This window comes from Enterobacter cloacae complex sp. 2022EL-00981, assembly GCF_028737495.1.
GTDB lineage: Bacteria > Pseudomonadota > Gammaproteobacteria > Enterobacterales > Enterobacteriaceae > Enterobacter > Enterobacter cloacae.
On the sequence record NZ_JAQZRK010000038.1, the window covers coordinates 1 to 25,980 of the forward strand.

The window sequence follows — 25,980 nt, forward strand, 5'->3', positions numbered from 1 at the left end:
GGCCGTCAGTCGCAGCTACTACCAGGATCGCGCCGTCCATCTGCGCAGCACCGGTGATCATGTTTTTAACATAGTCGGCGTGGCCTGGGCAGTCTACGTGTGCGTAGTGGCGAGTCGGGGTGTCATACTCAACGTGAGAGGTGTTGATGGTGATACCACGAGCTTTTTCTTCTGGTGCGTTATCGATCTGGTCGAATGCACGAGCAGAACCACCGTAGGTTTTAGCCAGAACGGTAGTGATTGCAGCGGTCAGCGTTGTTTTACCATGGTCAACGTGGCCGATAGTACCGACGTTAACGTGCGGTTTTGTACGTTCAAACTTTTCTTTAGACATCGATTGTCCCTCTAAGACACGGATAAATCGGTGATATCACCACATCAACCAGGCGAAATGCCTGAACTGTTGAATCAAGTAAAATTGAAACAGAGAGAAACGGGAAGGAGAAGTGAAGTGGTGCTGATACCCAGAGTCGAACTGGGGACCTCACCCTTACCAAGGGTGCGCTCTACCAACTGAGCCATATCAGCACGTATTGGAGCGGGCAGCGGGAATCGAACCCGCATCATCAGCTTGGAAGGCTGAGGTAATAGCCATTATACGATGCCCGCATCCTGAAACTCGGCTACCCAGTTCTTTCTGTAACAAAAAAAGAGATTTCTCTCTTTTTAAGTTCGAGCTGATTCAGCTTTTAAACCAGCTCCGGCGGCATTTATACGCTGCCAGAAAGTGGTGGTGGGGGAAGGATTCGAACCTTCGAAGTCTGTGACGGCAGATTTACAGTCTGCTCCCTTTGGCCGCTCGGGAACCCCACCGGACTTGATGGTGCCGACTACCGGAATCGAACTGGTGACCTACTGATTACAAGTCAGTTGCTCTACCTACTGAGCTAAGTCGGCATCAAGTAGCGCGCATTCTATGGATACCTGCGCGGTCATGCAACTAAAAATTTGCATAAAACGTTCTTTCGCTCACATTTTATGCTAACCACGCATCAAGCGCTGTAAAAGTAGTCATTCACGGTCAAATATTCAACATATATGAGCGAATTGCATCGCATACACCGTAGCGTGACGGCTTCCGCGTAACGCAGCGCTTTCCATCTTTTTTCTTATTATTCCTGTCATCTGGTGTTAACCTCCTGCCCATTGTCCAAAATTAACTGTGTGATGAGCCATGATCCGGCAGTGTGATGCTGGCTCACTGAAGCATGCTTATGAGCAAAAAAGAGCAAACGTTAATGACGCCTTATCTTCACTTTAACCGCAGCCAGTGGGCTGCCCTGCGTGATTCCGTCCCTATGACGCTGACGGAAGGTGAAATCGCACGGTTAAAAGGGATAAACGAAGATCTGTCCCTGGAAGAAGTGGCAGAAATTTATCTCCCCCTCTCACGCTTGCTTAACTTCTATATCAGTTCCAACCTGCGCCGTCAGGCGGTGCTGGAGCAGTTCCTTGGAACCAATGGTCAACGCATTCCTTATATCATCAGTATTGCTGGCAGCGTGGCGGTAGGTAAAAGCACAACCGCGCGTGTCTTGCAGGCTCTCCTGAGCCGCTGGCCAGAACACCGCAGCGTGGAGCTGATCACCACCGACGGCTTTCTGCACCCCAATGAGGTGTTGAAAGAACGTGGGCTGATGAAGAAGAAGGGCTTCCCGCTCTCTTATGACATGCACCGTCTGGTGAAATTTGTCTCTGACCTGAAATCCGGCGTGCCTAACGTCACGGCGCCGGTCTATTCGCACCTGATCTACGATCGCATTCCAGGCGGAGACAAAACGGTGGTGCAGCCAGACATTCTGATTCTGGAAGGGTTAAATGTGCTGCAAAGTGGGATGGATTATCCTCACGATCCGCATCACGTGTTTGTCTCTGACTTCGTCGATTTCTCTATTTATGTCGATGCACCGGAAGATTTACTGCAAAGCTGGTATATCAACCGCTTCCTGAAGTTCCGCGAAGGGGCGTTCACTGACCCGGACTCCTATTTCCATCACTATGCCCAGCTTTCTGAAGAAGAGGCGGTGAAGGTGGCGACAGGTCTGTGGAACGAGATCAACTACGTAAACCTGAAAGAGAACATTCTCCCTACCCGCGAGCGGGCGAGCCTGATCCTCACCAAGAGCGAGAAACACGCCGTGGACCAGATTCGTTTGCGGAAATAGGTTAGCAGACATAAAAAAACCGGCTCAACGCCGGTTTTTTTGTTTACGCCTGAGGCTTTTCGCCGTTTTCATCCTGATCGACCGCAAAGCAGGCCACCAGCTGACCGCGATAATCTTTCAGCTGCGGCTGTAGCTGGGTGCAAGGGCCAAAGCGGCGACTGCAGCGGGCGTTGAACGCACATCCCGGAGGTGGATTCAGCGGACTTGGCAGTTCACCGGTCAGCTTAATACGCTCACGACGATCGTCCGGGTTCAGGCGCGGTGTCGCAGAGAGCAGCGCCTGGGTGTACGGGTGGCGAGGGTTATTAAAGATCTGATCTTTCGTCCCCTTCTCCACGCAGCGCCCCAGATACATCACCATCACTTCATCAGCGATATGCTCTACCACCGACAGGTCGTGGGAGATAAATACGTAAGACAGCCCCAGCTCCTGCTGCAGATCCATCATCAGATTCAGCACCTGTGCGCGCACGGAAACGTCGAGCGCTGAGACCGGTTCATCGGCAATCACGACATCCGGGTCGAGCATCAGACCACGGGCGATGGCGATACGCTGGCGCTGACCGCCAGAGAACATATGCGGGTAGCGATCGTAATGCTCGGTTTTCAGGCCGACTTTCGCCATCATCGCCAGCGCTTTTTCACGACGCTGCTCTTTGCTGAGATTACTGTTAATCAGCAGCGGCTCTTCCAGAATCTGCCCCACTTTCTTGCGCGGGTTCAATGAACCGTACGGGTTCTGGAACACAATCTGGATTTTCTGGCGACGCAGCTTCTGCGCCTGCGGATCGTGCTTGAGCAGATCCTGCCCCTGATAATAGAGTTCGCCGCCGGTAGGCGTTTCAATCATCGTCAGCAGACGGCCTAAGGTTGATTTGCCGCAGCCCGACTCCCCGACCACCGCCAGCGTTTTACCGCGTTCGAGGGTAAAGGAGACGCCGTCCAGCGCTTTCACCAGGCGCTCAGGGGCAAAAATCCCCTTCTTCACCGGGTAGTGTTTTTTCAGGTCGATAGCCTGCAACAGCGGTTGTTGCGTGGTGGCCTGTTGCGTACTCATAGTGTTGGCCTCCCGGCATCATCGAGTGGGTAGTGGCATTTCGACTGACGACCGTCAGCCAGCTGGTTCAGCTCAGGCTCTTCTGCACGGCATTTATCCGTCGCATACGGGCAACGCGGATTCAGCAGGCAGCCCTGCGGACGGTCATATTTACCCGGTACCACACCCGGCAGCGACGCCAGACGCGCTTTATCCTGAGCAAACTCCGGCAGCGCACGTAAAAGCGCCTGGGTATACGGATGACGCGGTGCGCGGAAGATATCGTGCGAACTTCCGGTCTCCACCACCTGTCCTGCATACATCACGATGATTTTGTGTGCAGCTTCAGCCACCAGCGCCAGGTCGTGCGTAATCAGCACCAGCGCCATGTTCTCTTTCTGCTGCAGTTCCAGCAGCAGCTCAATGATTTGCGCCTGGATGGTCACGTCCAGCGCTGTGGTCGGCTCATCGGCAATCAGCAGTTTTGGCCGACAAGCAATTGCCATTGCGATCATCACACGCTGACTCATCCCGCCAGAAAGCTGATGCGGGTAGACATCAAGGCGCGATGCCGGGTCAGGGATCCCCACCTGGTTCAGCAGGTCGATCGCCCGCTGACGACGGGTTTTCTTGTTACCGCCCTGGTGGACCTTGATCGCCTCCATAATCTGGAAGCCCACGGTGTAGCAGGGGTTCAGGCTGGTCATCGGGTCCTGGAAGATCATCGCCACTTCCGCGCCCACCAGCTGGCGGCGCTGTTTCTCGGAAATGCGCTTCAGATCCTGACCATTGAACTGCAGGTTTTCCGCCATCACGCGGCCCGGATAATCGATCAGCCCCATAATCGCCAGTGAGCTTACGGACTTACCGGAACCGGATTCCCCAACAATGCCAACCACTTCGCCCTGATTTACGCTGTAGCTGATGCGGTCCACGGCGCGAAACGGGGTGCCTTCATCGCCGAAGTGCACCGATAATTTATCTACATTTAATAACGCCATCTCGTGCCTCTTACTGCTTCAGTTTGGGATCAAGTGCATCGCGCAGACCATCACCCATCAGGTTAAATGCCAGCACCGTCAGCAGAATTGCCAGACCCGGGAAGGTGACAACCCACCAGGCGCTTTGTGCGAACTGCAACACGTCGGAGAGCATCGTGCCCCACTCCGGTGTTGGCGGCTGCGCACCCATGCCCAGGAAGCCAAGAGCGGCCATATCAAGAATGGCGTTAGAGAAACCGAGCGACGCCTGAACAATCAGCGGCGCAAGGCAGTTCGGGAAGATATTGACGAACATCTGGCGCATCGCACCGGCACCGGCCACGCGGGACGCGGTGACGTAGTCGCGGTTCACTTCCACCAGCACTGCCGCACGGGTTAAACGCACGTAGTGAGGGAGTGCCACGAAGGTCAGCGCAAGCGCGGCGTTACCGATCGACGGGCCAAATATCGCCACCAGCACCAGGGCCAGCAGCAGGCTTGGCAGCGCCAGCATGATGTCGACGATACGCATGATGATGTTATCAACAATGCCGCCAAAATAACCCGCAACCAGGCCGAGGATGATCCCCATGATCAGGGACAGCACCACCACCAGGCAGCCCACCAGTAGCGACAGACGCGCGCCGTACATCAGACGCGACAACACGTCGCGACCTACATCATCGGTACCCAACAGGTGAGCCAGGCTCCCGCCGTCCTGCCATGCAGGGGGGGCCAGCAGCGCGTCACGGAACTGATCCGCCGGGTTATACGGTGCAAGCACGTTTGCAAACACGGCAATCAGGATCATGACAGAGACATAGACCAGCCCCACTACCGCGCCTTTATTACGCTTGAAGTAGTGCCAGAATTCCTGCAGCGGCGTCATTGGAACCGGTGCAGCAACCACTTTATTTTCAGAAACGTGTGACATGATGGCCCCTTACTTCTTATGACGAATACGCGGGTTCACCACGCCGTACAGCAAATCGACCAGCAGGTTGACGAGAATAATCATCGTCGCGACCAGCAATACACCGCCCTGCACGACCGGATAGTCACGGCGTTGCAGCGCGTCAATCAGCCAGCGGCCAAGGCCCGGCCAGGAGAAGATGGTTTCGGTCAGGATCGCCCCTGCCAGCAGCGTACCCACCTGCAGACCGATAACGGTCACCACCGGCAGCATGGCGTTACGCAGCGCATGAACGATGATGACTCGCATACGCGTCAGGCCCTTGGCACGCGCGGTACGAATATAATCCTCGCCCAGCACTTCCAGCATTGACGAACGGGTCATACGCACGATTACCGCCAGAGGGATCGTGCCGAGCACCATCGCCGGCAGGATCATATGCGCGACCGCATCAATAAAGTTGCCCTCTTCACCCCATATCGCCGTATCAATCAGCATGAAGCCGGTCAACGGGTTGGAATCATCGAGGAAGACCATATCGCTGACGCGTCCGGAGACCGGCGTCAGGTTAAGCTGCACCGAGACCAGCATAATCAGCATCATGCCCCACCAGAAGATCGGCATGGAGTAGCCGGTCAGCGCCAGGCCCACGGCGGTATGGTCAAAAATAGAGCCACGTTTAACGGCAGCCAGCACCCCGACAGGGATACCCACCGCAGTGGCAAAAATCATGGCGCAGATGCCAAGCTCCAGTGTCGCTTTAAAACGCGGCACGAACTCGTCCCACACCGGAAGACGGCTTTTCAGTGAAATCCCTAAGTCACCGTGCATAACGCCCCAGATATAGTGGAGGTACTGCTGCCACATCGGCTTATCGAGGCCGAGTTCAGCCAGCAGCTGCGCATGACGTTCAGGGGAAATACCACGCTCGCCCGCCATAATCATTACCGGGTCGCCGGGGATCATATGGACGAAGGCAAAAGTGAGAAGGGTGATACCGATAAACGTGGGGATGACAAGTCCCAGACGTCGGAGGATGAACTGCAACATAACCCGGATTCTCTCTGAAGACGCACGACCAGTGGCGTGGCGTCTGTATTGCTCACAAATGTAAATTCCCTCTCCCGCAGGAGAAGGTTAGGGTGAGGGCAAGCATGGCACGCCCCTCACCCCTGCCCTCTCCCACAGGGAGAGGGAGAACACCCTACTGATTATTCAACAGATACGTTTTCGAAGTGGTGTTTGCCCAGCGGATCAACCACGTAGCCTTTCACTTCTTTGCGCACTGGCTCGTACACGGTGGAGTGAGCAACAATCAGAGCCGGAGCCTGATCGTGCATAACAACCTGTGCCTGCTTGTAGAGTTCAATACGTTTGTTGTGATCGTCGGTGGCACGTGCCGGCTGGATCAGGTCTTCAAACGGCTTGTAACACCAGCGAGAGTAGTTAGAGCCGTCTTTTGCCGCCGCACAGCTGAAGAGGGTGGCGAAGAAGTTGTCCGGATCCCCGTTGTCACCGGTCCAGCCCATCATCACTGCCTGATGCTCACCCGCTTTGGCGCGCTTCAGATACTCGCCCCACTCGTAGGTAACAATCTTGGCCTGAACGCCGATTTTCGCCCAGTCAGCCTGAACCATTTCAGCCATACGGCGTGCGTTCGGGTTGTACGGACGCTGTACCGGCATCGCCCACAGTTCAACGGTAAAGCCTTTATCCTGCCCTGCTTCCTTCAGCAGCGCTTTCGCTTTCTCTGGGTCGTAGGTGTAGTCTTTAACGTCATCGTTATAGCCCCACATGGTTGGCGGGATCAGGTTTTTAGCCGCAACGCCGGCGCCCTGGTAAACGGCCTTGATGATCGCTTCTTTGTTCACCGCATAAGTCAGCGCCTGACGCACTTTCACGTCATCAAACGGTTTCTTCTCGGTGTTGAAGGAGAGATAGCCCACGTTCAGGCCAGCCTGTTCCATCAGGTTGATATTCTTGTCCTGCTTCATGCGGGCGATATCAGCCGGGTTCGGGTATGGAATAACCTGGCATTCGTTTTTCTGCAGTTTTGCGTAACGCACAGACGCGTCAGGCGTGATGGAGAAGACCAGACGGTCGATCTGTGGTTTGGTACCCCAGTAGCCCGGGAACGCTTTGTACAGAATACGGGAGTCTTTCTGGTACTGCAGCAGCTGGAACGGACCGGTACCGATTGGGTTCAGGTCCACTTTTTCCGGCGTGCCGGCTTTCAGCATGTTGTCCGCGTACTCTTTAGAGAGGATAGAGGCGAAGTCCATGGCCAGGTCCGCCAGGAATGGCGCTTCCGGGCGAGTCAGCACGAACTGAACGGTTTTATCGTCCACTTTTTTCACTTCAGCGATCAGGTCTGGCAGACCCATCCCTTCGAAGTACTCATAGCTGCCGCCGGACACTTTGTGGTACGGGTTCTGAGCGTTTTTCTGACGATCGAAGGAGAACACAACGTCATCGGCGTTGAAGTCGCGCGTTGGTTTGAATTCTTTGCTGTCCTGCCACTTCACGCCCTGGCGCAGGTGGAAGGTATAGGTTTTACCGTCTTCGCTGACGTCCCACTTCTCCGCCAGGCCAGGAATCACTTCCGTGGTGCCGGTTTTGAATTCAACCAGACGGTTATAGATCGGCACAGAGCTTGCGTCGTAAGTCGTACCAGAGGTAAAGAGCTGTGGGTTAAAGCCTTCCGGCGAGCCTTCAGAACAGTAAACCAGGGTTTTTGCCTGTACGCTTGCTGCCACGGTCATAGCCACCAGGCTCAGACCAAGCTTCAGCATCCCTGACTTCTTCAAGGAAATACTCATTATTCTGCTCCAATGTGATGTTTTGCTTTGTTGTGTTACGCCGCCTGACCTTTATTTATTTTTTACCCGGTCCGGTCGGTGATGCCCGAAGGCGTTAAAGGGATGGAGAATCCTTTCAGAAGAGCGTTGGAGTTGCAGCGCAGATCGTCCCTGAAATGCCCCTCGTGCCCTACAATCTGTCAACAGAATGTGAAAACGTCAATACAGGTGACGGGGATTTACGCTGAGTGTGAGAAACCGCAAACAAAGATTAAAAAAACTATGTACGCCAGTTTTCAGCAGGGAAATTTATGCTACTCGTCATGTTGCAGCACAAATATCTTCATATTTCGCAACAATCAGTGATTAACTTTTATTCAGAATGGGTAAATTTTCTTGCAGAACGGTGATTATCTGAGCACTAAATACCGCGAACGTTAAAACGCACAGCGAAAAATGCTGAGGTTATCCATAAGCAACGCGAAAAAAGATCAATCTATATATAAAAAAATACAATGGATTATGTCACAAAATCACGAACAGGCAGGAAGAAGCAGGACTAAGAGGTGTTTTGGCTAATCTGGACGAATAAAGCGTTAATGCAAAAAGGGCTAACCTTGCGGTTAGCCCTTTTTTGAATGTGGTCGGCGAGAGAGGATTCGAACCTCCGACCCACTGGTCCCAAACCAGTTGCGCTACCAAGCTGCGCTACTCGCCGAATGCGGAGCGCATCTTACTGCTGAGGTGCGCCCCCGTCAATCCCTTAATTTAAAAAAGCCATCCAACTGGCGATAAACTCGCCAGGCAAGCTACTGCGCGGCTTTCTGGCTGGTTTCAGGCAGTTTGCACCAGTTGTTATTTTCGTTAATCCCCCCGTCCGGAGAGGTATAACCCAGGCACCCCATGATGGTGTCGTACAACTCAACGTGACGGCGCGGTACCTTAATTTCTGCCTGCTGTTTCAGATGAGCAAACATTTTGGCTTTCTCTGGATCTTCCAGATATTTATCAGACATCCACACCATCATCGGCACGCGGAACTGTTCTGGTGGTGCCATCTTGCGTGGCGTACCGTGCAGATGCTCATAATCATTGATGGATTCACCATGGTCAGCCGCATAGAACACGATCGCTTTCTTATCCCGTACCTGGTCAATCACCGAATCGATAAAATGATCCACATACAACACTGAGTTGTCGTAAGAGTTAATTAACTGCTCTTTGGTACAGTCTTTGTCAACGCCAACACATTCCGGCGTCCATTTCGCAAAGCTGCGAGGATAACGCTGGGTATAGTTATAGTGAGACCCTTTGGTATGCAGGATGATCATATGCTTGCCATCCGGGTTGCCATTAAGAGAGTTTTTCATCTCATCGATCAGCAGCATATCATCGACAGCCTTGCCACGATTTCGCGGCTCCGCACCAATTTGCTCACGGTAAGCGATGTTCTTCGCCATGGTGTTGCTGTAGAACCACATCTCGCTTTGCATAGCGTAGAGGTCAGCGCTAAACCCGAGTTGATGAAGCACAGAAAACACATTCTGTTCTTTCAAAGTACGCTGCGGATTATCGCTCGCCCCCCCTTCACGAACAAACATACAGCGTAAGGAGAGCTTGGTGGCGGTATCACAGGAGTAGCCGCGATAGGCAATCAGGTTTTTCTCCTGAGCCAATTCAGGCGTGGTATCACGGTCATAACCAAGAATACCCATATGATCCCAGCGCGTCGTCTCGCCAATGATAAAGACGACATAGGTATCGTCGATATCTTTCGGCGCTACATAAGTAAACTTCTTCGCCGGGTTCATAAGCGATTTGTTATCAGAAGATTCGTCCACCTGCGCCCATGCATATAACCCCAGAGCAGAGATCCAGTTAGAAGGCAGGTAAGAGTTTGCGACTACACCACCGTAGCTTGGCATATCCACGCCAGAGGTGCGTTCATCACTTCTCTGCTTGACTTCAAGCAAGCGAATCGGCCCCCAGACCATGAGACCTGCCAGCAGTACCAGTGCAACACTTCTGAGGCGTTTACCTGGCGTGCGGATCTGGTGCACAAGCGTATACCGGCAGCGGTTACTCCAGATGAGCAACAGCGGCAAAGCACTTACCGCCACCAGCCAGAGGATAAAATGCAACCCAACGACTTCTTTAGAAAGGTCTATATCTGTCGTCATGACGGAAGCAATAATGCCATATCCTATGACGACGTTCATAAACGTCATGTAATAGCTGGCACCGGCTGAGCAAAGCACGATGAACGTTGCCAGCACACGCCACACGCGGCGACCAAACAGTGTCAGAATACGTAATAAAAAGAAGGTAACCAGTACTGCAGCGACCAATTCGACAACCGCTGCAATTCCTTTCCAGACGGTGAAATCTTGCGCGTAACCGTCAAACCGACGGAAAAAAACTGCGCCATTCATAAAAAGGCCGATGTACAACGCCAGCAAAAAGCAGAGCTTTTGTTGCGCCATCGATTTAATGTATTTCATGCAAGCTACCCGGAAAAAGGGACAGTACCGCCGTCCACTTCACTAAAAAATGGACAGCTTAGATATTCGCTCAGGGAATCGTTATAAGAAACGTCTACAAGCGTGGTAAGTAGACCACAGGGAAGCGGAAAAGTGGCAACAGAGAGTGTGATCGGTACAGTTTTTTACAAAAAAGAAAGTCCTTAAACAGACGATATCACTTAAGTTCCGGTTTTCAGACAAGAAAAAGGCCGGATACCCGGCCGTTTGTCTTATCTTCAGGCATGTGCTTCATTAAACACTTCGCGCTGCGGCTGCCGAATCGTCGTCGACAGGGCCAGCGAAATAATTAACAGGGCGAATATCACGCAGAAGGTGACATAGAATCCGCCGAACAGCGAGGCAATTAACGAGCCGCAAATGCTGCCGATGCCAAAGCCTAAGTAAATCACGCCGTAATTTTTCGCCAGGTTGTTCAGACCAAAGAACTCGCTCACCAGTGACGGGAACACCGTGATGGTGCCGCCGAAGTTAAAGGCCACGCAGGCAATCGCAGCAAAGAAAGTCGCTTCATTCAGGGGCGCAAACAGCAGAGCCGCCATACCCACCAGTGAAACCACCTGTCCAAGGGTAATCACGCGGATGCGGGCAATTTTATCGGACAGGATACCCAGCACCAGACGACCAGACAGGTTAGCGATAGAGATCACGGTCACCGCGTTTGCCGCCGTCATGGCATCCAGTTTAACCATGCCCTGCGCGATATCTTTCGCCACACCAATCACATACAGGCCACTCATGCAGGCTGTCAGGAACATCACCGCCAGCATCCAGTACTGGGGTTTACGCATGGATTGAGCCAGGGTGAAGTCATTCTCCACCACGCCGTTAACGGTTTTCACTTCCTGCTGCGGTGCGTCTTTCATCAGGGTCGCGCCAAACAGGATCATCACCAGGACGATACCCCCCCAGATCATGAAGGTTTTTTCGAGGCCAACCGACGCCAGCAGATGAGAGTCGATAAATTTAAATCCGAGGCTGCCCAGGCCATAAGAACCGATGGCAAACGCGGAGATTAACCCTTTACGCTCCGGGAACCATTTGACGCAGTTCGACAGGGTCAGCAGATAACCGGCACCGTCCGCCAGACCGACCAATACCCCGGCGCTCAGCCAGAGCATCATCAGGTTGTTTGAATACGCCGTCAGGAAAAAGCCCAATCCCAGCAGGATCCCCGAGGCCATCGTGACGCGTTTCACGCCGAACCGCTCCTGCAACTTGCCCGCAACCGAAGAGGACAGTGCCAGCCCAAGGCTTAGCAAACCGAAAGAGAACGCCACCTGACTGATCGGCGCACCGAGCTTGTCGGAAAGGGCACTGTTAAACAGGCTCCAGGTATAGACCGAGCCCAACGCAAACTGGGTGACGATGGTGCCAAAGAGCGTCAGCCAGCGTGTACGATTGTAGGAAGATGTATTCATGGCAGTTGTCCTGCAAGAGAAAGTAAGGGAATTTGCTGAGGACAACGATAAACAAAACCCTGATCCAGCTGGGGGAAAACGGCATGAGATGCAGGAGAAACGGAATGAAATGCCTGGAATCGGGAATGAACGACCTTGCCGGGGAATGAAGCGACAGAATGTTAGTGCCCGCTATCGCTACAACCCCCACGGTTATTGTATTCAAGATGTTAACGTGACGTTTAAAATAGTAACAACGTTAGAAATTTGCACTTACGCCCAGCGTGTACAAAAACTGCTCTCCCGTCGTGCTGTCCTCCCCTTGCGCTAAGGAAGCATACGCCGCCATGTGCGAGGTGAAAGGAATATCGGTGCCTACGGTGACATCCATCCAGTTGCCATTTTGAGCCGGGGCAGGCGTTTGCGGCATCCCGAACTGGGATTTCCACTGATTTTCACCATACTGCTGGTTATAGCTAATCTGCGCCCAGGGACGAAGTTCGCCATATTGCGTATCCACGCGCCAGCCTAGCGTACTCACGCTGGCATGCCACAGGGGATCGGTCAGCGCCTGGGTTGTCACGCTATCACCAAACTCATTAATCATCATGGGCGTGGTGCCGTCATAACGCCATGCCACCACCGGGCCGGTCGTGACATGACCCGCCAGCGGAAAATTCCAGCCGACGCTCATCGCCCCCGCGGAGGTCGAGCCAGAGGGCAGATTCAGAGCCAGCCCCGGCGCATTTTGCGAAGACTGGATGCGCTCCGCCAGGATATCGTCATAACGCGGTTGGTGATCCGCATCCCATGTATAGCGTTCCGCCGTATTACTTTGCGGGTCTGAAACGATATATTCCTGTTGCCAGGCAAATGCTGAGTGACCAGAAAGCAGACAGGCTGAAATCCCCACCAGGCCAGAAACAGCATGGCGACCACTGATTTTTTTTATCATCAAAGCGACTCCAGAGAGAGCCGAATTCGGCGATTTTTATCATTGTTCAGGAAGAGGTTTTTAGGGCTTATGGCCCTGTATTAACTATTGTCTTTACAGGTCACACGTCAAGCCTGACGGAATGAAATTTTTGCGATAACCGTGTCATAAGGGAGATAACCGATGCAACGTTGCGGTTGGGTAAGCCAGGATCAGCTCTATATCGACTATCACGATCGGGAATGGGGCGTGCCGGAAACGGACGGCAAAAAACTTTTCGAGATGATCTGCCTGGAGGGTCAGCAGGCGGGTTTGTCATGGATTACGGTATTGAAGAAACGCGAAAACTACCGCAATGCCTTTCATCAGTTCGATCCCGTCCGGGTCGCCGCGATGACCGACGACGACGTGGAGCGACTGGTGCAGGATGCAGGCATCATCCGCCATCGCGGTAAGATCCAGGCCATTATCGGTAACGCACGCGCTTACCTGGCAATGGAACAAAACGGTGAATCGTTCTCAGAGTTTGTCTGGACGTTTGTGAATAACGATCCGCAAATCACGCAGGCCGCCACGCTCGCGGAAATTCCCGCCTCGACTCCGGCCTCGGACGCACTCTCGAAAGCGCTGAAAAAACGCGGCTTTAAGTTTGTCGGCTCCACCATCTGCTACGCCTTTATGCAGGCCTGTGGCCTGGTCAATGACCATGTTACCGGCTGCTTCTGTCATCCGGGAGGCCATCATGATCCGCAAATGGCAAAGTGAGAATACCGCGTCGCTGTTGAGCCTATGGCTTGAAAGTACCACGGAAGCGCATCCGTTTATTGAGGCGAGCTACTGGAAAGAGAACGAAGCCATGGTGCGGGACGTTTATCTGCCGTCGGCCGAAACCTGGGTCTGGGAACAGGATGGCGAACCTTACGGGTTTATCAGCGTGATGCAGTCTCAGTTTGTCGGCGCACTATTTGTCGCACCGGCGCACATCGGCAAAGGCATCGGACGCGCGCTGCTGAACCACGTTCAACAGCGCTTCCCGCATTTAAGCCTGGAGGTGTATCAAAAAAATGTCCGGGCGGTGAATTTCTACCATGCTCAGGGCTTTCGCATCGAAGACAGTGCCTGGCAGGATGACACCCAACACCCGACGTGGATCATGAGCTGGCAGGCGGATCAAACGCCGTCAGAGTAAGCTCGGGGCCCTGATATTTCTCAACCCATGCCAGCGCCGTGTTGCCTGCGCAGCCATTCCCCAGCTTCGAGCTGGGGAGATCTTTGGTCAGTACGTTAACGGCACCGTTTTTACAAATACCGCTCTCGTCCAGGTCCGGCCACGCGCCCTGGTGGATGCAGATCACGCCTGGTTTGATTCCGTCGCTCACCACCGCTCCGGCCAACACCTGCCCACGATGGTTCCAGACGCGCACCAGATCGCCATCCGCAATCCCGCGCGCTTTCGCATCTGCAGTATGAAGCGTGATCGGCTCCCGCCCGGCGACCGCATACTGCTCGCGCAGCGACGAATAGTTAAGCTGGCTGTGCAGACGATGCGCGGGGTGCGCGGATAACACCTGGAGCTGCTCCGGCTGGGCATTGCCGTGCCACTCATCCGGTTCAAGCCATGTGGGATGCGCAGGACAATCCGCGTACCCAAAGCGGGCAATGCGCTCACTGTAAATCACAATCTTTCCGCTCTCGGTTTTCAGCGGATGGTTCTCCGGGTCGCGACGGAAATCGGCGAAACGGACAAACTGCGCGTTCTGCTCGCTCTCCGGCATTTCGAAAATCGCGTTCGCTTCCCAGAACTCCGCAAACGGCGGCAGCGTCACCCCCTGGGCCGCACCGCGCTGAGCGGCAATCTGATAGAACGTTTCCAGCCACTCAAGATCGGTTTTCCCTTCGGTGAAACGCTCGCGACCGCCCGCTTCCCAGCGTTCGCTCAGTTCCGCAAATACGTCAAAATCATCCCGCGCTTCATCACGCGGTGCCACCACGCGCTTCATTGGCACCATATGCTGATTGCTGTAGTCACCGGTCATAGTGAGATCGTTACGCTCATACGAGGTGGTGGCCGGCAGCACGATATCAGCATGTTTGGCCGAGGCGGCCCAGAAGCATTCCGAAATCACCACCAGCTCCGGCTTCTGCCAGGCGCGGATCAGACGATTGGTATCCTGATGGTGCGTGAAATTCGCCCCGCCCGCCCACCAGACAAACTTAATATCCGGGAAATGGCGGTCCAGACCGTTATGCTGATAAAACCCGCCCGGGTTTTCCAGGGCTTCAACAATACGCGCCACCGGAATTTTATCCACAGCATCAACGCCGCCCTTCACCGATCCCTGCATGGAGGCCAGCACGGCGGCTTTACGGGTGGGGTTGCCGCCATTGGCGAAGTGATAAGAGAGCCCAAACCCGCCGCCCGGCGTACCAATTTGCCCGAGCATCGCGGCAAGCGTCACCAGCATCCAGTGTTTTTGCTCGCCAAACTGCTGGCGCTGCATGCCCCAACCGGACATCAACATCGTGGTGTTTTCATGGAACAACGCGGCCAGTTCACGGAGCTTGTCAGCCGGAATGCCACAAATATCGGCTGCCCACGCTGCCGTTTTGGCAACACCATCCGTTTTACCCGTCAGATAATCGGCGAATTTGTCGAAGCCCGATGTGCAACGCGCGAGGAAGTCGGCGTCGTGCCAGCCCTTCTCTACCAGCGTGTGGGCGATACCCAGCATCATCGCCACGTCAGTACCCATATGCGGGGCGAGCCATTCGGCACTGTCACCAAAGAAATCCAGGGTTTCAGAGCGCATGGGGTCAATACAGATGATGCGCTTACCGCTCTTGCGCAGCGCATCAAAATAGCCAATACCCTGCTCGTCGGAAGCATTCCAGGCAATTTTCAGCGTGTTGAGAGGGTTGGCACTCCACAGCACCACCACCTCGGTATGCTCCAGTACCAGCGGCCAGCTGGTCTGCTGCTGATAAACCTCATTACCGCCGACGACGTACGGCATGATCGCCTGCGCCGCGCCGGTGGAGTAATCCCCCAGATGGCCCGTGTAGCCGCCGGCCAGGCTCATGTAGCGCTGCAGCAATGTCGATGCTTTATGCAGTACGCCGTTAGAACGCCAGCCGTAAGAGCCGGCAAAAATGGATGCAGGCCCATAGCTGTCGCGAATGCGCTTGTGCTGGGCGTGGATCAGCGCCAGCGCGTCATCCCAGCTCACACGCACAAACTCATCCTGACCACGAATGCCCTGCGGCTTGTCCGGCGAAGCCAGAAATCCTTTACGCACCATCGGCCAGCGCACACGGGTTTTGCTGTGCACCTGATCGCGAACGACGGTCTGTAAAGAGTTAGGGTGTTGTGTTGGCAATGCCCCACGGGAAGACAGGACATTTTCGCCGTCGGTTTCGACCAGCATCGGCCCCCAGTGGGCGGCGGTCAGAATGGTTTTTGTTGAGGTGCTCAAAGCGTGTGCTCCTGGTTGCGTGCAGGTTTACGGTCTTGTTATTGAGGCCGTTTATGGTTTGTCACAAATTTCAGAGTTATCCCCGGAATTTTCTCCGTATCCGGACGTCATAATCAACTGCCACGTCCGTCGTGGCAAAGAATAAAAAGGATTAAGGAAAGAAGATGAAAAAACGCGTACTCGTTATTGCCGCTCTGGTGAGCGGTGCACTGGCGGTTTCTGGCTGCACAACAAACCCATACACCGGTGAACGCGAAGCGGGTAAATCCGGCATCGGCGCGGGTATCGGTTCACTGGTCGGGGCGGGTGTAGGTGCGCTCTCCTCCTCCAAAAAAGACCGCGGTAAAGGCGCGCTGATTGGCGCAGCGGCAGGCGCAGCGCTCGGCGGCGGCGTGGGTTATTATATGGATGTGCAGGAAGCGAAGCTGCGCGACAAAATGAAAGGCACAGGCGTGAGCGTCACGCGCAGCGGTGACAACATCATCTTGAATATGCCTAACAACGTGACCTTCGACAGCAGCAGCGCAACGCTGAAACCTGCCGGTGCGAATACCCTGACCGGCGTGGCGATGGTGCTAAAAGAGTACAACAAGACCGCCGTGAATGTGATTGGCTACACCGACAGCACCGGCAGCCAGGAGCTGAACATGCGTCTGTCTCAGCAGCGTGCGGATTCCGTGGCCAGCTCGCTGATCACCCAGGGCGTTGAAGCGAACCGTATCCGCACCAGCGGTATGGGCCCGGCAAACCCTATCGCCAGCAACAGCACGGCGGAAGGCAAAGCGCAGAACCGCCGCGTTGAGATTACGTTGAGTCCAATTCAGTAATCGCATTTCCCCCTCTCCCCGTGGGAGAGGGTCGGGGTGAGGGCATCAGACCGCACACCCCGACATGAACCACTTGCCATCGTTGATTTTCCCGCTAAGGTATTCTCACTAAAGTCAGGGAATTCAGTGATGAGCAAACCAACGCGGGCCACCATCAGCGACGTGGCGAAAGCCGCCAGAACCGGTAAAACCAGTATTTCACGCTATCTCAACGGCGAGAAACACCTGCTTTCCGATGCGCTGCTGGCACGTATTGAACAGGCCATTGCCGATCTCGACTACCGCCCCAGCATCATGGCGCGCGGACTTAAACGTGGCCGTACCCGTCTTATCGGGCTTATCATCGCCGATATTACCAACCCCTACTCGGTAAACGTGCTGAGCGGTATCGAAGCCGCCTGTCGCGAGAAAGGTTTTACCCCGCTGGTCTGTAACACCAACAACGAGGTGGACCAGGAGCTGCATTATCTCGATCTGCTGCGCAGCTACCAGGTGGAAGGTATCGTGGTCAATGCCGTGGGTATGCGCGAGGAAGGGTTAAACCGGCTGCAACAGTCTTCCCTGCCGATGGTGCTCATCGATCGTAAAATCCCGGAATTCGCCTGCGACGTTGTCGGGCTGGATAATACCCAGGCGGCCACGACTGCAACCGAGCATCTGATCGAACAGGGCTTCGAAGCAATTCTGTTCCTGAGCGAGCCGCTGGGCATGGTGAATACCCGTCGCGAGCGCCTGAATGCATTTCGTGCCACCCTGGAGCGTTATCCCGGAGTGATCGCCGAAAACGCCGAAACTCCGCTTCATGAAGCCGACCAGCTCGACAATACCCTGCGTCAGTTCCACACGCGCCATCGCGGGATGCGCAAAGCTGTGATTTCGGCCAATGGGGCGCTGACGCTTCAGGTCGCCCGCTCGCTCAAACGCATTGGCCTGCACTGGGGCAGCGATATCGGCCTGCTGGGCTTCGATGAACTGGAGTGGGCAGAACTGGCCGGGGTAGGCATCACCACGCTCAAACAGCCGACCTGGCAAATCGGCTATGCCGCTGTTGAACAAGTGGTTCGTCGCATTGAAGGGATCAGCGATGCCGTGCGCGAGCAGGTCTTTTCCGGCGAGCTGATTGTCCGCGGCTCCACCGCCCGTTAATTTCCCCTTGTGATGACGATCATAAATTCAACATCCTGAACTTTTCTTTGGAACCGGTTCCATCTAGCGTAATAGTATCGATGTACGTTTGATGGAGTTCCTGAATGGGCAGAAAAATAATGGTGGTCACCGCCGCGTATGGTGCGGATCAGGTGCGACAGGCTGGCGGCCAACGGGCGATGCTGCCCGTGATTGCCGGTGCGGGTGCCGACGGCGTAGAGATCCGCCGGGAGCTGTTCAACAGCCAAGAGCTACAGGCGCTGCCTGCGCTGGGTGAATCCATTGAGCTGCTGGGCCTGCTGGCGTGTTATTCCGCCCCCGCCCCCCTGTTTATGCCCGACGGTACCCTCAACCCCGACCTTCCCCGCTACCTTTCCGAAGCCAGCACGCTCAACGCGCTGTGGCTGAAGGTATCCCTGGGTCATTTCAGCGGCACCCGGCCGCTTACCGCCCTGCGCACTTTGCTCAATGAGAGCGGCATGGCACTGGTGGTGGAAAACGACCAGACCGACTGCGGCCAGCTTGCGCCGATGCAGCGCTTCCAGGCCGCCTGCCGGGAAATGGCGCTCCCCGTCACGCTGACCTTCGACATGGGGAACTGGCTGTGGGTCGGCGACTCGCCGGAAGAAGCGGCAACCCGTCTGGCTCCGGCGGTCAGCTATATCCATGTGAAAGCCGCCGTACCGCATAAAGCACAGTTCCGCGCCGTCGCGCCGGATCGCGCCGATGCGCGCTGGCTGGCCCTGCTCAGTCAGTTGCCTGCCGATGCCCCACGCGGGATCGAGTTCCCGCTGGAAGGGGCGGACTTAACCGCTGTCACCCGGCATTACGTTAACCTGCTGCGCGAGGAATAAACCATGCACAAGACACTGGATGTGATCACTATCGGTGAAGCCATGGCGATGTTTGTCGCTACCGAAACCGGTGAGCTGAGCACGGTTGAGCACTTTATCAAACGCGTGGCAGGCGCAGAGCTGAATGTGGCAACGGGGCTGGCACGCCTCGGCCTGAAAACAGGCTGGGTCAGCCGCGTGGGTGACGACAGCTTTGGTCACTTCGTTCTTGATTCGCTGAAAAAAGAGGGGATTGATGCCGCAGGCGTGACGCTCGATGGCCGCTTCCCGACCGGCTTTCAGCTTAAATCTAAAGTCGAAAATGGAACCGATCCCATCGTGGAATACTTCCGCAAAGGGTCGGCGGCAAGCCATCTCTCGGTGGAAGATTATCACGCCGACTACTTTGCGAGTGCACGCCATCTGCACCTGAGCGGTGTGGCAGCCGCGTTGTCAGCCAGCTCGTATGAGCTGCTCGATCATGCCGCGACCACCATGAAGGCTCAGGGGAAAACGATCTCTTTCGATCCTAACCTGCGCCCAGTGTTGTGGAAAAGCGAGGCGGAGATGGTCGAGAAGCTGAACCGTCTGGCATTCCAGGCGGACTGGGTTCTGCCGGGGGTGAAAGAAGGCGTGATCCTCACCGGTGAAAATACGCCGGAAGGGATTGCCGATTTTTACCTGAATAAAGGGGTAAAAGCGGTGGTACTGAAAACCGGTGCCGATGGCGCATGGTTTAAAACCGCGGATGGTGAACAGGGCGCGGTCGCGGCAGTAAAGGTTGAGAACGTAGTCGATACCGTCGGCGCGGGCGATGGCTTTGCCGTCGGGGTCATTAGCGCCCTGCTGGAAGGCAAACCGCTGCCGCAGGCCATCGCCCGGGGCAACTGGATCGGCTCGCTGGCCATTCAGGTGCAGGGCGACAGTGAAGGATTGCCGACGCGCGCGCAGCTTAACGAGTAAATCCCCTCTCCCGTGGGAGAGGGCCAGGGTGAGGGCAACGACCCGCACATATAATTAAACCACCGTGTACCCTACAGACAACGGCGGTAACAACCTCAACAACAGAGGCAAGCCTATGAACAGTTCGACCAATGCAGTAAAACGCTGGTGGTACATCATGCCAATCGTGTTTATCACGTACAGCCTGGCGTACCTTGATCGTGCCAACTTCAGTTTCGCATCCGCCGCGGGGATCACGGAAGACCTCGGGATCACCAAAGGTATTTCATCTCTGCTGGGCGCCCTTTTCTTCCTGGGCTACTTCTTCTTCCAGATCCCCGGCGCGATCTACGCCGAACGCCGCAGCGTGCGTAAGCTGATCTTCGTCTGTCTGATCCTGTGGGGCGCCTGCGCGTCGCTTACCGGCGTGGTCAATAATATCCCTGCCCTGGCCGCTATTCGCTTTATCCTTGGGGTAGTTGAGGCGGCGGTGATGCCCGCAATGCTGATCTATATCAGCAACTGGTTTACCAAATCAGAACGTTCCCGTGCGAACACCTTCCTGATCCTCGGTAACCCGGTCACCGTACTGTGGATGTCAGTGGTATCCGGCTACCTGATCCAGTCGTTCGGCTGGCGCGAGATGTTTATCATCGAAGGGGTGCCGGCAATCATCTGGGCCTTCTGCTGGTGGGTGCTGGTAAAAGATAAGCCTGCTCAGGCGAAATGGCTCTCCGAAGATGAAAAAGCCGCACTGCAGGCGCAGCTGGATAAAGAGCAGCAAGGGCTGAAGGCGGTGCGTAACTATGGCGAAGCCTTCCGCTCCCGCAACGTGATCCTGCTGTGCGCGCAGTATTTTACCTGGAGTATCGGCGTGTACGGTTTCGTACTGTGGTTGCCGTCAATTATCCGCAGCGGCGGGGAAAATCTCGGTATGGTGGAAGTCGGCTGGCTCTCCTCCGTGCCCTATCTGGCGGCAACTATCGCGATGATCATCGTCTCCTGGGCATCGGACAAACTGCAAAATCGTAAGCTGTTTGTCTGGCCACTGCTGCTGATCGCTGCCTTTGCTTTCATCGGCTCCTGGGCCGTGGGCGCAAACCACTTCTGGGTCTCCTATACGCTGCTGGTGATTGCCGGTGCGGCGATGTACGCCCCGTATGGTCCCTTCTTCGCCATCATCCCGGAGATGCTGCCGCGTAATGTGGCAGGCGGCGCGATGGCACTGATTAACAGTATGGGTGCGCTCGGTTCGTTCTGCGGCTCCTGGTTCGTCGGTTACCTGAACGGTGCAACCGGCAGCCCGTCAGCCTCATACATCTTCATGGGAGTGGCGCTTTTCGCCTCAGTATGGCTTACTCTGATTGTTAAGCCTGCTAATAATCAACAACTCCCCGTCGGCGCACGCCACGCCTGAATCATTAAAAATCAACGGAGATAAGCATGAAGCCGTCCGTCATTTTGTATAAAGCACTGCCTGATGATCTGCAAAAACGCCTGGAAGAACACTTCACCGTCACGCAGGTGAAGAACCTAAGCCCGGAGACGGTGGCACAACACACCGGGGCGTTCGCCCGGGCCGAAGGCCTGCTGGGTTCAAGCGAAAAAGTGGATGTCGCGTTGCTGGAAAAAATGCCGAAGCTTCGTGCTACCTCAACCGTTTCCGTGGGTTACGACAATTTTGACGTGGACGCCCTCAACGCGCGCAACATCCTGCTGATGCATACGCCACATGCCCTGACGGAGACCGTGGCCGACACGCTGATGGCGCTGATGCTCAGCACTGCCCGCCGCGTGGTGGAGGTGGCCGAGCGCGTCAAAGCGGGCGAGTGGACAAAAAGCATCGGCCCGGACTGGTTCGGTGTGGATGTTCATGGCAAAACGCTGGGGATTGTTGGCATGGGCCGGATCGGCCTGGCGCTGGCGCAGCGTGCGCATTTCGGTTTTAACATGCCGATTCTGTATAACGCGCGTCGCCATCACAGCGAAGCCGAAGAACGCTTCAACGCCCGCTATTGCGAGTTGGATACACTGTTGCAGGAAGCGGATTTTGTCTGTCTGATCCTGCCTCTGACGGACGAAACCCGGCATCTGATTGGCAAAGCGGCGTTTGAAAAGATGAAGAAATCCGCCATTTTCATCAATGCGGGTCGTGGCCCGGTCGTGGATGAGAAGGCGTTAATTGAGGCGCTACAAAACGGTGAGATCCATGCGGCCGGTCTGGACGTGTTTGAACAGGAGCCGCTGCCGGTGGATTCGCCGCTGCTTTCGCTGCCTAACGTGGTCGCGCTGCCCCATATTGGTTCTGCGACGCACGAGACGCGTTACAACATGGCGGCCACCGCGGTAGATAATCTGATCGCCGCGCTGAACGGAAACGTGGAGAAAAACTGCGTCAATCCACAGGTTCAACAGTAGAAACGAAAAAACCCGCCAGAAGGCGGGTTTTTAAATTCTTTGCTACTGGGTTGGAAGCTTACAGGCTTACAACGTTACCAGCTGCTGGGCCTTTAGCGCCGCTTTCGATGGTGAAGGACACTTTCTGACCTTCGTCCAGAGATTTGTAGCCATCGTTCTGGATAGCAGAGAAGTGTACGAACACGTCTTTAGAGCCATCGTCAGGAGTGATGAAGCCGAAACCTTTATCAGCGTTGAACCATTTTACCAGACCAGTCATTTTAGCAGACATAGAATTACCTTAATTAACAAATATATTGTGCCTTCCGGCTTGATGGGTTGCGTTACAGATTTTTAAGCGATGAAGGAAGGGTCACTACGAAGGGTATCTATGGATAACAATCTGGACTGCTTTACTAAACTGCTTTAGGTCTGTGTAACAAACCGACGCGAACAGTTATACCGATGTGGTAGAGGAATGACAAGCGTTATTTTAGTCATAAGTAAAAAACCCCGCCTGAAGCGGGGTTTTTTCGGTTTATTCTGTGGCAGCGACGGCTGCGCTCCACGCCTGGCTAAAGGCCTGGTGCTGAGAGGCCAGCGGCCCAATCAGCGTATTGTACTGACTCGCCTGCTGCGAGGTTGGGAACTGAATACCGTTGGCAACAAAGCTCACCTGCGTTCCCTGCTGGGAGATAAAATCCCCTACCTGAACCAGCTGCTGCGTGAAGATCTGCGCGGCGGGGATCAGCGGTTGCAGGGCATCCGAAGGTTTGGTCACCACTTTCTCATACACTTTGTCGAAGACCGGTTTGAGATCGTCGCCCTGTTTCAGCGCGGAACGTGACGCGTCAGCCTGCATTTTCGCGTTCTGCAATTGCTGGCTCAGCACGCCGAGCGCACCGTTAGACTGGCGAAGCGGTTCACGTTGGGTGACATAATCCTGCGGGACACGGATGGCGTTAACGCTATCCACAACCGGACGAATGCCGGAGTCCATCGCCTGGCTTACCTGCTGTGAATAACCATACAGAATGGCGTAATCAGACACGAAGGGGCCAAACTGTTTTTTCTGATCCGCAGTCAGCGTCGGCAAACGCTCGCCGCTGCGCATCACTGTATTCTGCAGAAAATCGATAAACGCTTTGCGCTGATCGCCTTCTTTATCAAAACACCCACTCAGGCTAACAACCATCAACAACGCCGCAATAGGCGCAAACCAGCGAGAGCAGGACTTTCCTGTCGCCATTTCATTACTCCTTTCACCCAAAAAAGCGCACATCGGCACACGCGTGCCCAACGCTGACAAGGATAGTCCAGGTCAGCGCTGCAAGATACTCTTTTCATGCAAAACGGCTATTGCCATTTTATTTCTTACTCTTTACAAAAAAATACCTGGCGAAGCCGACATATGGTTAATCAGGTAATTAGCATAACTATCCGCATAGCTGAAACGGATAAAGCGATCGTTACCGCACGATTAATCACAAGCGTGATGATCCTTCGTTTGTATTAGGGACTATTCTTAATGGGCTCTCTGATGTTCTTGATCCCGGTGTGTGATTTAAGAGGAGTTCTCAATGGAATATAAAGATCCTGAGTTTGAGCTGCTGAGCAGCCTGGAACAGATTATTTTTAAAGATGTACCGCAGACAGTGACCCTGCAACAGAAATCCAATCCCTTTACAGAATATGAGCAATTGCGCAAAGGGACAGGTTTAAAAACAGATGAATTCGCCAGAGCGATGGGTGTCAGCGTGGCGATGGTGCTGGAGTGGGAGTCGAAACGAGAGAAACCCACGCCAACCGAGTTAAAGCTGATGCGCCTGATTCAGGCCAACCCTGCACTCAGCAAACAGATAGCGTGATGCAGTACCGTGAATTACCGCCCCCGCCTTTGCGGGGGTTTGTGTTTTAAAGGCCTTCATAACGCCAGCCCGTCTCCTCCCACACCAGTTCATGCGTTAACGCCAACCCTTGCAGAAAGCTTTCATCATGGGACACCACCAGCAGTGCTCCGGGGAAACCGGCCAGCGCCGCTTCAATCACCTGGACCGATGCCAGGTCCAGATGGTTGGTCGGTTCATCAAGCAGTAAAAGCTGCGTGGCGTGCTCGCGCCACAACACGCAGGCCAGGGCGGCTTTCAGACGCTCACCTCCGCTCAACTCTGCCAGCGGCAGTGAGACTTTATCCGCCCCCAGTTGAAGCTGTGCCAGGCGGGTACGCAGCGTCCCCTCTTCCAGCGGCGTATTGCTCAGATTGAGATGTGCCATCACCGACTGCGTCAGATCCAGCTGCGACAGGTGCTGATCGAGATACGCACACGTCACCGATACCTTACAACTGCCTGCACGGGGTGCGGTTTCACCGAGGATGACTTTTAACAGCGTTGATTTACCGCAGCCATTGGGCCCCCTGAGCGCCACGCGCATCGGGCCGTCCATCCGCCAGTTCATTGGCGGAAGTGAGACATGCGGCAATTGCAGTTCCTCCAGCACCAGCACCTGTTTTCCCTCAGCAATCTGGCTTCCCGGCAGGGTAAACATGATCGGGGCGTCTTCTTCAACCCGTTCCCGCGCCTTGTTTACCGCGGCATTCAGCGCATCGTTTTGATCGCTGTGCTGTTTTTTCCACGAGCCGATACGCTCTTTTGCCGCCGCTTTATATTTGACCCGCTCAAACGACGCGATATTCAGGGTATCGACCGTGCGTATGGTCTTCGCCGAACGCCGCTGGCTGTCATCATGCTCTTTTTGCATTCGCGCGCGGGTGCGTTTGCGCTCCGTTGCCGCATGCTCCAGCGCCGCGCGGGCAGCCTGCTGTTCGGCATCCCGTTGCTGTTTATAGTCTGCATAATTGCCGCCGTAGCTGCGCAGCCCGGAGGCGCTCAGCTCAAGAATACGTGGCACCTGCGCCAGTAGCTCACGATCGTGAGAGGCAACCAGCACGCCGCCCTGATAACGGCGCAACTGGTCGTAAAACCACGCCCGGCCTTGTCGATCCAGATGGTTGGTAGGTTCATCCAGCAACAGGAAATTCGCCTCAGCCGTAAATGCACCGCACAACAGGGCACGGATCCGCTCGCCACCGCTGAATTCGGCGGCAGGTTTATCGGGGTCAAACGGTGGCAGTTTCGCCTGGAGAAACGCCTCGTTCAGGCGTTCTGCTAAATCCCAGTAGCCGTCGAGCATCTCCAGATCGTCAGGCTGGTAATCGCCGCGATCGATGCGCTTACGCGCTGCAAAAATCGCGTCATAACCAAGCAGTTCAGCAAGCGTTGTCTGTGGGGAGATATCCTGCTGTTGTGCCACATAGACATGTGAGGCAAAACGCTCAATATGACCACTGGCAGGTTCATCCAGCCCCGCCAGCATGCGCAGCAGACGCGTTTTCCCGCTGCCATTACGACCAACGAGCGCACACAGGGATGTCTCCAGAGAGAGGTTCAGCGGGCCAAAAAGAATATCGCCCGTCGCAAACTGACAGGTGACCTGATGCAAAATAAAAGAAGGGGACTGCGCAAAATGAGCCATAAGCACTCCTGAATGAAATCAAAACATCCCCTGCCGACGCGGTCGCGTTTAGCAAGGATCGA

23 protein-coding genes and 5 tRNA genes are annotated in these 25,980 nt (G+C 54.9%); 10 read left to right on the top strand and 18 right to left on the bottom strand.

Going from position 1 to position 25,980, the window contains the following annotated elements; genetic code table 11:
- From PUZ33_RS22340 to PUZ33_RS22360, 5 genes are all read right to left on the bottom strand, one after another.
- Positions 1-334 (bottom strand): GTP-binding protein (locus PUZ33_RS22340; protein ID WP_227647127.1); only part of this gene is annotated, 334 nt, incomplete at its 3' end.
- Positions 335-452: 118 nt separating this feature from the next.
- Positions 453-528 (bottom strand) — tRNA-Thr (locus tag PUZ33_RS22345).
- Positions 529-534: 6 nt separating this feature from the next.
- A tRNA-Gly gene (locus PUZ33_RS22350) sits at positions 535-609 on the bottom strand.
- A gap of 119 nt (positions 610-728) precedes the next feature.
- Positions 729-813: transfer RNA gene (locus tag PUZ33_RS22355), tRNA-Tyr, on the bottom strand.
- A gap of 8 nt (positions 814-821) precedes the next feature.
- Positions 822-897: transfer RNA gene (locus tag PUZ33_RS22360), tRNA-Thr, on the bottom strand.
- A 317-nt stretch (positions 898-1,214) separates the two neighbouring features.
- On the opposite strand from PUZ33_RS22360, the gene coaA reads away from it, so the two are divergent.
- Positions 1,215-2,165 (top strand): type I pantothenate kinase, encoded by a 951-nt coding sequence (gene coaA / locus PUZ33_RS22365; protein WP_013094996.1) that lies wholly within the window; start codon positions 1,215-1,217, stop codon positions 2,163-2,165.
- Between the two features lie 43 nt (positions 2,166-2,208).
- Here the strand turns inward: coaA and dppF are convergent, their stop codons facing one another.
- From dppF to PUZ33_RS22410, 9 genes are all read right to left on the bottom strand, one after another.
- A complete protein-coding gene (gene dppF, locus PUZ33_RS22370; protein WP_014830234.1) occupies positions 2,209-3,222 on the bottom strand; it encodes a dipeptide ABC transporter ATP-binding subunit DppF in 1,014 nt (337 codons plus the stop codon).
- Positions 3,219-4,202, bottom strand: a complete 984-nt coding sequence (gene dppD, locus PUZ33_RS22375) for a dipeptide ABC transporter ATP-binding protein (protein ID WP_013094994.1) — start codon at positions 4,200-4,202, stop codon at positions 3,219-3,221. Before dppD ends, dppF begins: the two co-directional genes overlap by 4 nt.
- Positions 4,203-4,212: 10 nt before the next feature.
- Entirely contained in the window at positions 4,213-5,115 is a 903-nt protein-coding gene (dppC, locus tag PUZ33_RS22380; RefSeq protein WP_020684504.1) for a dipeptide ABC transporter permease DppC, read from the bottom strand.
- 9 nt (positions 5,116-5,124) lie between these two features.
- Positions 5,125-6,144, bottom strand: a complete 1,020-nt coding sequence (dppB, locus tag PUZ33_RS22385) for a dipeptide ABC transporter permease DppB (RefSeq protein WP_014830232.1) — start codon at positions 6,142-6,144, stop codon at positions 5,125-5,127.
- A gap of 161 nt (positions 6,145-6,305) precedes the next feature.
- Positions 6,306-7,913, bottom strand: coding sequence for a dipeptide ABC transporter periplasmic-binding protein DppA (gene dppA / locus PUZ33_RS22390; protein ID WP_058681644.1), 1,608 nt, complete (start codon positions 7,911-7,913; stop codon positions 6,306-6,308).
- Between the two features lie 620 nt (positions 7,914-8,533).
- Positions 8,534-8,610: transfer RNA gene (locus PUZ33_RS22395), tRNA-Pro, on the bottom strand.
- 91 nt (positions 8,611-8,701) lie between these two features.
- Entirely contained in the window at positions 8,702-10,393 is a 1,692-nt protein-coding gene (eptB, locus tag PUZ33_RS22400; RefSeq protein WP_038418417.1) for a kdo(2)-lipid A phosphoethanolamine 7''-transferase, read from the bottom strand.
- A 257-nt stretch (positions 10,394-10,650) separates the two neighbouring features.
- A complete protein-coding gene (locus tag PUZ33_RS22405) occupies positions 10,651-11,853 on the bottom strand; it encodes an L-lactate MFS transporter (protein ID WP_058681643.1) in 1,203 nt (400 codons plus the stop codon).
- A gap of 238 nt (positions 11,854-12,091) precedes the next feature.
- Positions 12,092-12,790 carry an autotransporter domain-containing protein gene (locus tag PUZ33_RS22410; RefSeq protein WP_023620076.1) on the bottom strand — a complete coding sequence of 233 codons (699 nt, stop codon included), beginning with the start codon at positions 12,788-12,790 and terminating at the stop codon, positions 12,092-12,094.
- A gap of 159 nt (positions 12,791-12,949) precedes the next feature.
- On the opposite strand from PUZ33_RS22410, the gene tag reads away from it, so the two are divergent.
- The gene (gene tag / locus PUZ33_RS22415; RefSeq protein ID WP_020686549.1) at positions 12,950-13,531 is read left to right on the top strand and encodes a DNA-3-methyladenine glycosylase I; all 582 of its coding nucleotides are present in this window, start codon (positions 12,950-12,952) and stop codon (positions 13,529-13,531) included.
- On the top strand, positions 13,509-13,955 hold the full coding sequence (locus PUZ33_RS22420; protein ID WP_058681642.1) for an N-acetyltransferase: 447 nt from the start codon (positions 13,509-13,511) through the stop codon (positions 13,953-13,955). The genes tag and PUZ33_RS22420 overlap by 23 nt, the downstream gene beginning before the upstream one ends.
- Here the strand turns inward: PUZ33_RS22420 and PUZ33_RS22425 are convergent.
- Positions 13,918-16,239, bottom strand: a complete 2,322-nt coding sequence (locus tag PUZ33_RS22425) for a molybdopterin guanine dinucleotide-containing S/N-oxide reductase (protein WP_072203710.1) — start codon at positions 16,237-16,239, stop codon at positions 13,918-13,920. The genes PUZ33_RS22420 and PUZ33_RS22425 overlap by 38 nt on opposite strands.
- Positions 16,240-16,403: 164 nt before the next feature.
- Between PUZ33_RS22425 and PUZ33_RS22430 the strand changes: the two genes are divergently transcribed.
- The 6 genes from PUZ33_RS22430 to ghrB all read left to right on the top strand — a co-directional run bounded on the left by PUZ33_RS22430 (position 16,404) and on the right by ghrB (position 22,405).
- Positions 16,404-17,066, top strand: a complete 663-nt coding sequence (locus PUZ33_RS22430) for an OmpA family lipoprotein (protein ID WP_013094980.1) — start codon at positions 16,404-16,406, stop codon at positions 17,064-17,066.
- Positions 17,067-17,195: 129 nt separating this feature from the next.
- Positions 17,196-18,212 carry a LacI family DNA-binding transcriptional regulator gene (locus tag PUZ33_RS22435; protein ID WP_013094979.1) on the top strand — a complete coding sequence of 339 codons (1,017 nt, stop codon included), beginning with the start codon at positions 17,196-17,198 and terminating at the stop codon, positions 18,210-18,212.
- A gap of 104 nt (positions 18,213-18,316) precedes the next feature.
- The gene (locus PUZ33_RS22440; protein ID WP_058681641.1) at positions 18,317-19,066 is read left to right on the top strand and encodes a sugar phosphate isomerase/epimerase family protein; all 750 of its coding nucleotides are present in this window, start codon (positions 18,317-18,319) and stop codon (positions 19,064-19,066) included.
- 3 nt (positions 19,067-19,069) lie between these two features.
- Complete coding sequence (locus PUZ33_RS22445) at positions 19,070-20,008, top strand: sugar kinase (protein WP_013094977.1); 939 nt, start codon at positions 19,070-19,072, stop codon at positions 20,006-20,008.
- Positions 20,009-20,123: 115 nt separating this feature from the next.
- Positions 20,124-21,404: an MFS transporter gene (locus tag PUZ33_RS22450; RefSeq protein WP_013094976.1), complete on the top strand. Its 1,281-nt coding sequence runs from the start codon at positions 20,124-20,126 to the stop codon at positions 21,402-21,404.
- A 26-nt stretch (positions 21,405-21,430) separates the two neighbouring features.
- Positions 21,431-22,405 carry a glyoxylate/hydroxypyruvate reductase GhrB gene (gene ghrB / locus PUZ33_RS22455; protein ID WP_058681640.1) on the top strand — a complete coding sequence of 325 codons (975 nt, stop codon included), beginning with the start codon at positions 21,431-21,433 and terminating at the stop codon, positions 22,403-22,405.
- A gap of 58 nt (positions 22,406-22,463) precedes the next feature.
- Here ghrB and cspE read toward each other — a convergent pair whose 3' ends face one another.
- Both cspE and PUZ33_RS22465 read right to left on the bottom strand, forming a co-directional pair.
- The gene (gene cspE / locus PUZ33_RS22460; protein WP_003860775.1) at positions 22,464-22,676 is read right to left on the bottom strand and encodes a transcription antiterminator/RNA stability regulator CspE; all 213 of its coding nucleotides are present in this window, start codon (positions 22,674-22,676) and stop codon (positions 22,464-22,466) included.
- 246 nt (positions 22,677-22,922) lie between these two features.
- A complete protein-coding gene (locus PUZ33_RS22465) occupies positions 22,923-23,633 on the bottom strand; it encodes a DUF3053 domain-containing protein (protein ID WP_013094974.1) in 711 nt (236 codons plus the stop codon).
- A gap of 331 nt (positions 23,634-23,964) precedes the next feature.
- Here PUZ33_RS22465 and PUZ33_RS22470 point away from each other — a divergent pair, with 331 nt between their 5' ends.
- On the top strand, positions 23,965-24,252 hold the full coding sequence (locus PUZ33_RS22470; protein ID WP_013094972.1) for an HTH-type transcriptional regulator: 288 nt from the start codon (positions 23,965-23,967) through the stop codon (positions 24,250-24,252).
- A gap of 46 nt (positions 24,253-24,298) precedes the next feature.
- Here the strand turns inward: PUZ33_RS22470 and PUZ33_RS22475 are convergent, their stop codons facing one another.
- Positions 24,299-25,918 carry an ABC-F family ATP-binding cassette domain-containing protein gene (locus tag PUZ33_RS22475; RefSeq protein ID WP_062676826.1) on the bottom strand — a complete coding sequence of 540 codons (1,620 nt, stop codon included), beginning with the start codon at positions 25,916-25,918 and terminating at the stop codon, positions 24,299-24,301.
- Positions 25,919-25,980 lie beyond the last annotated feature (62 nt).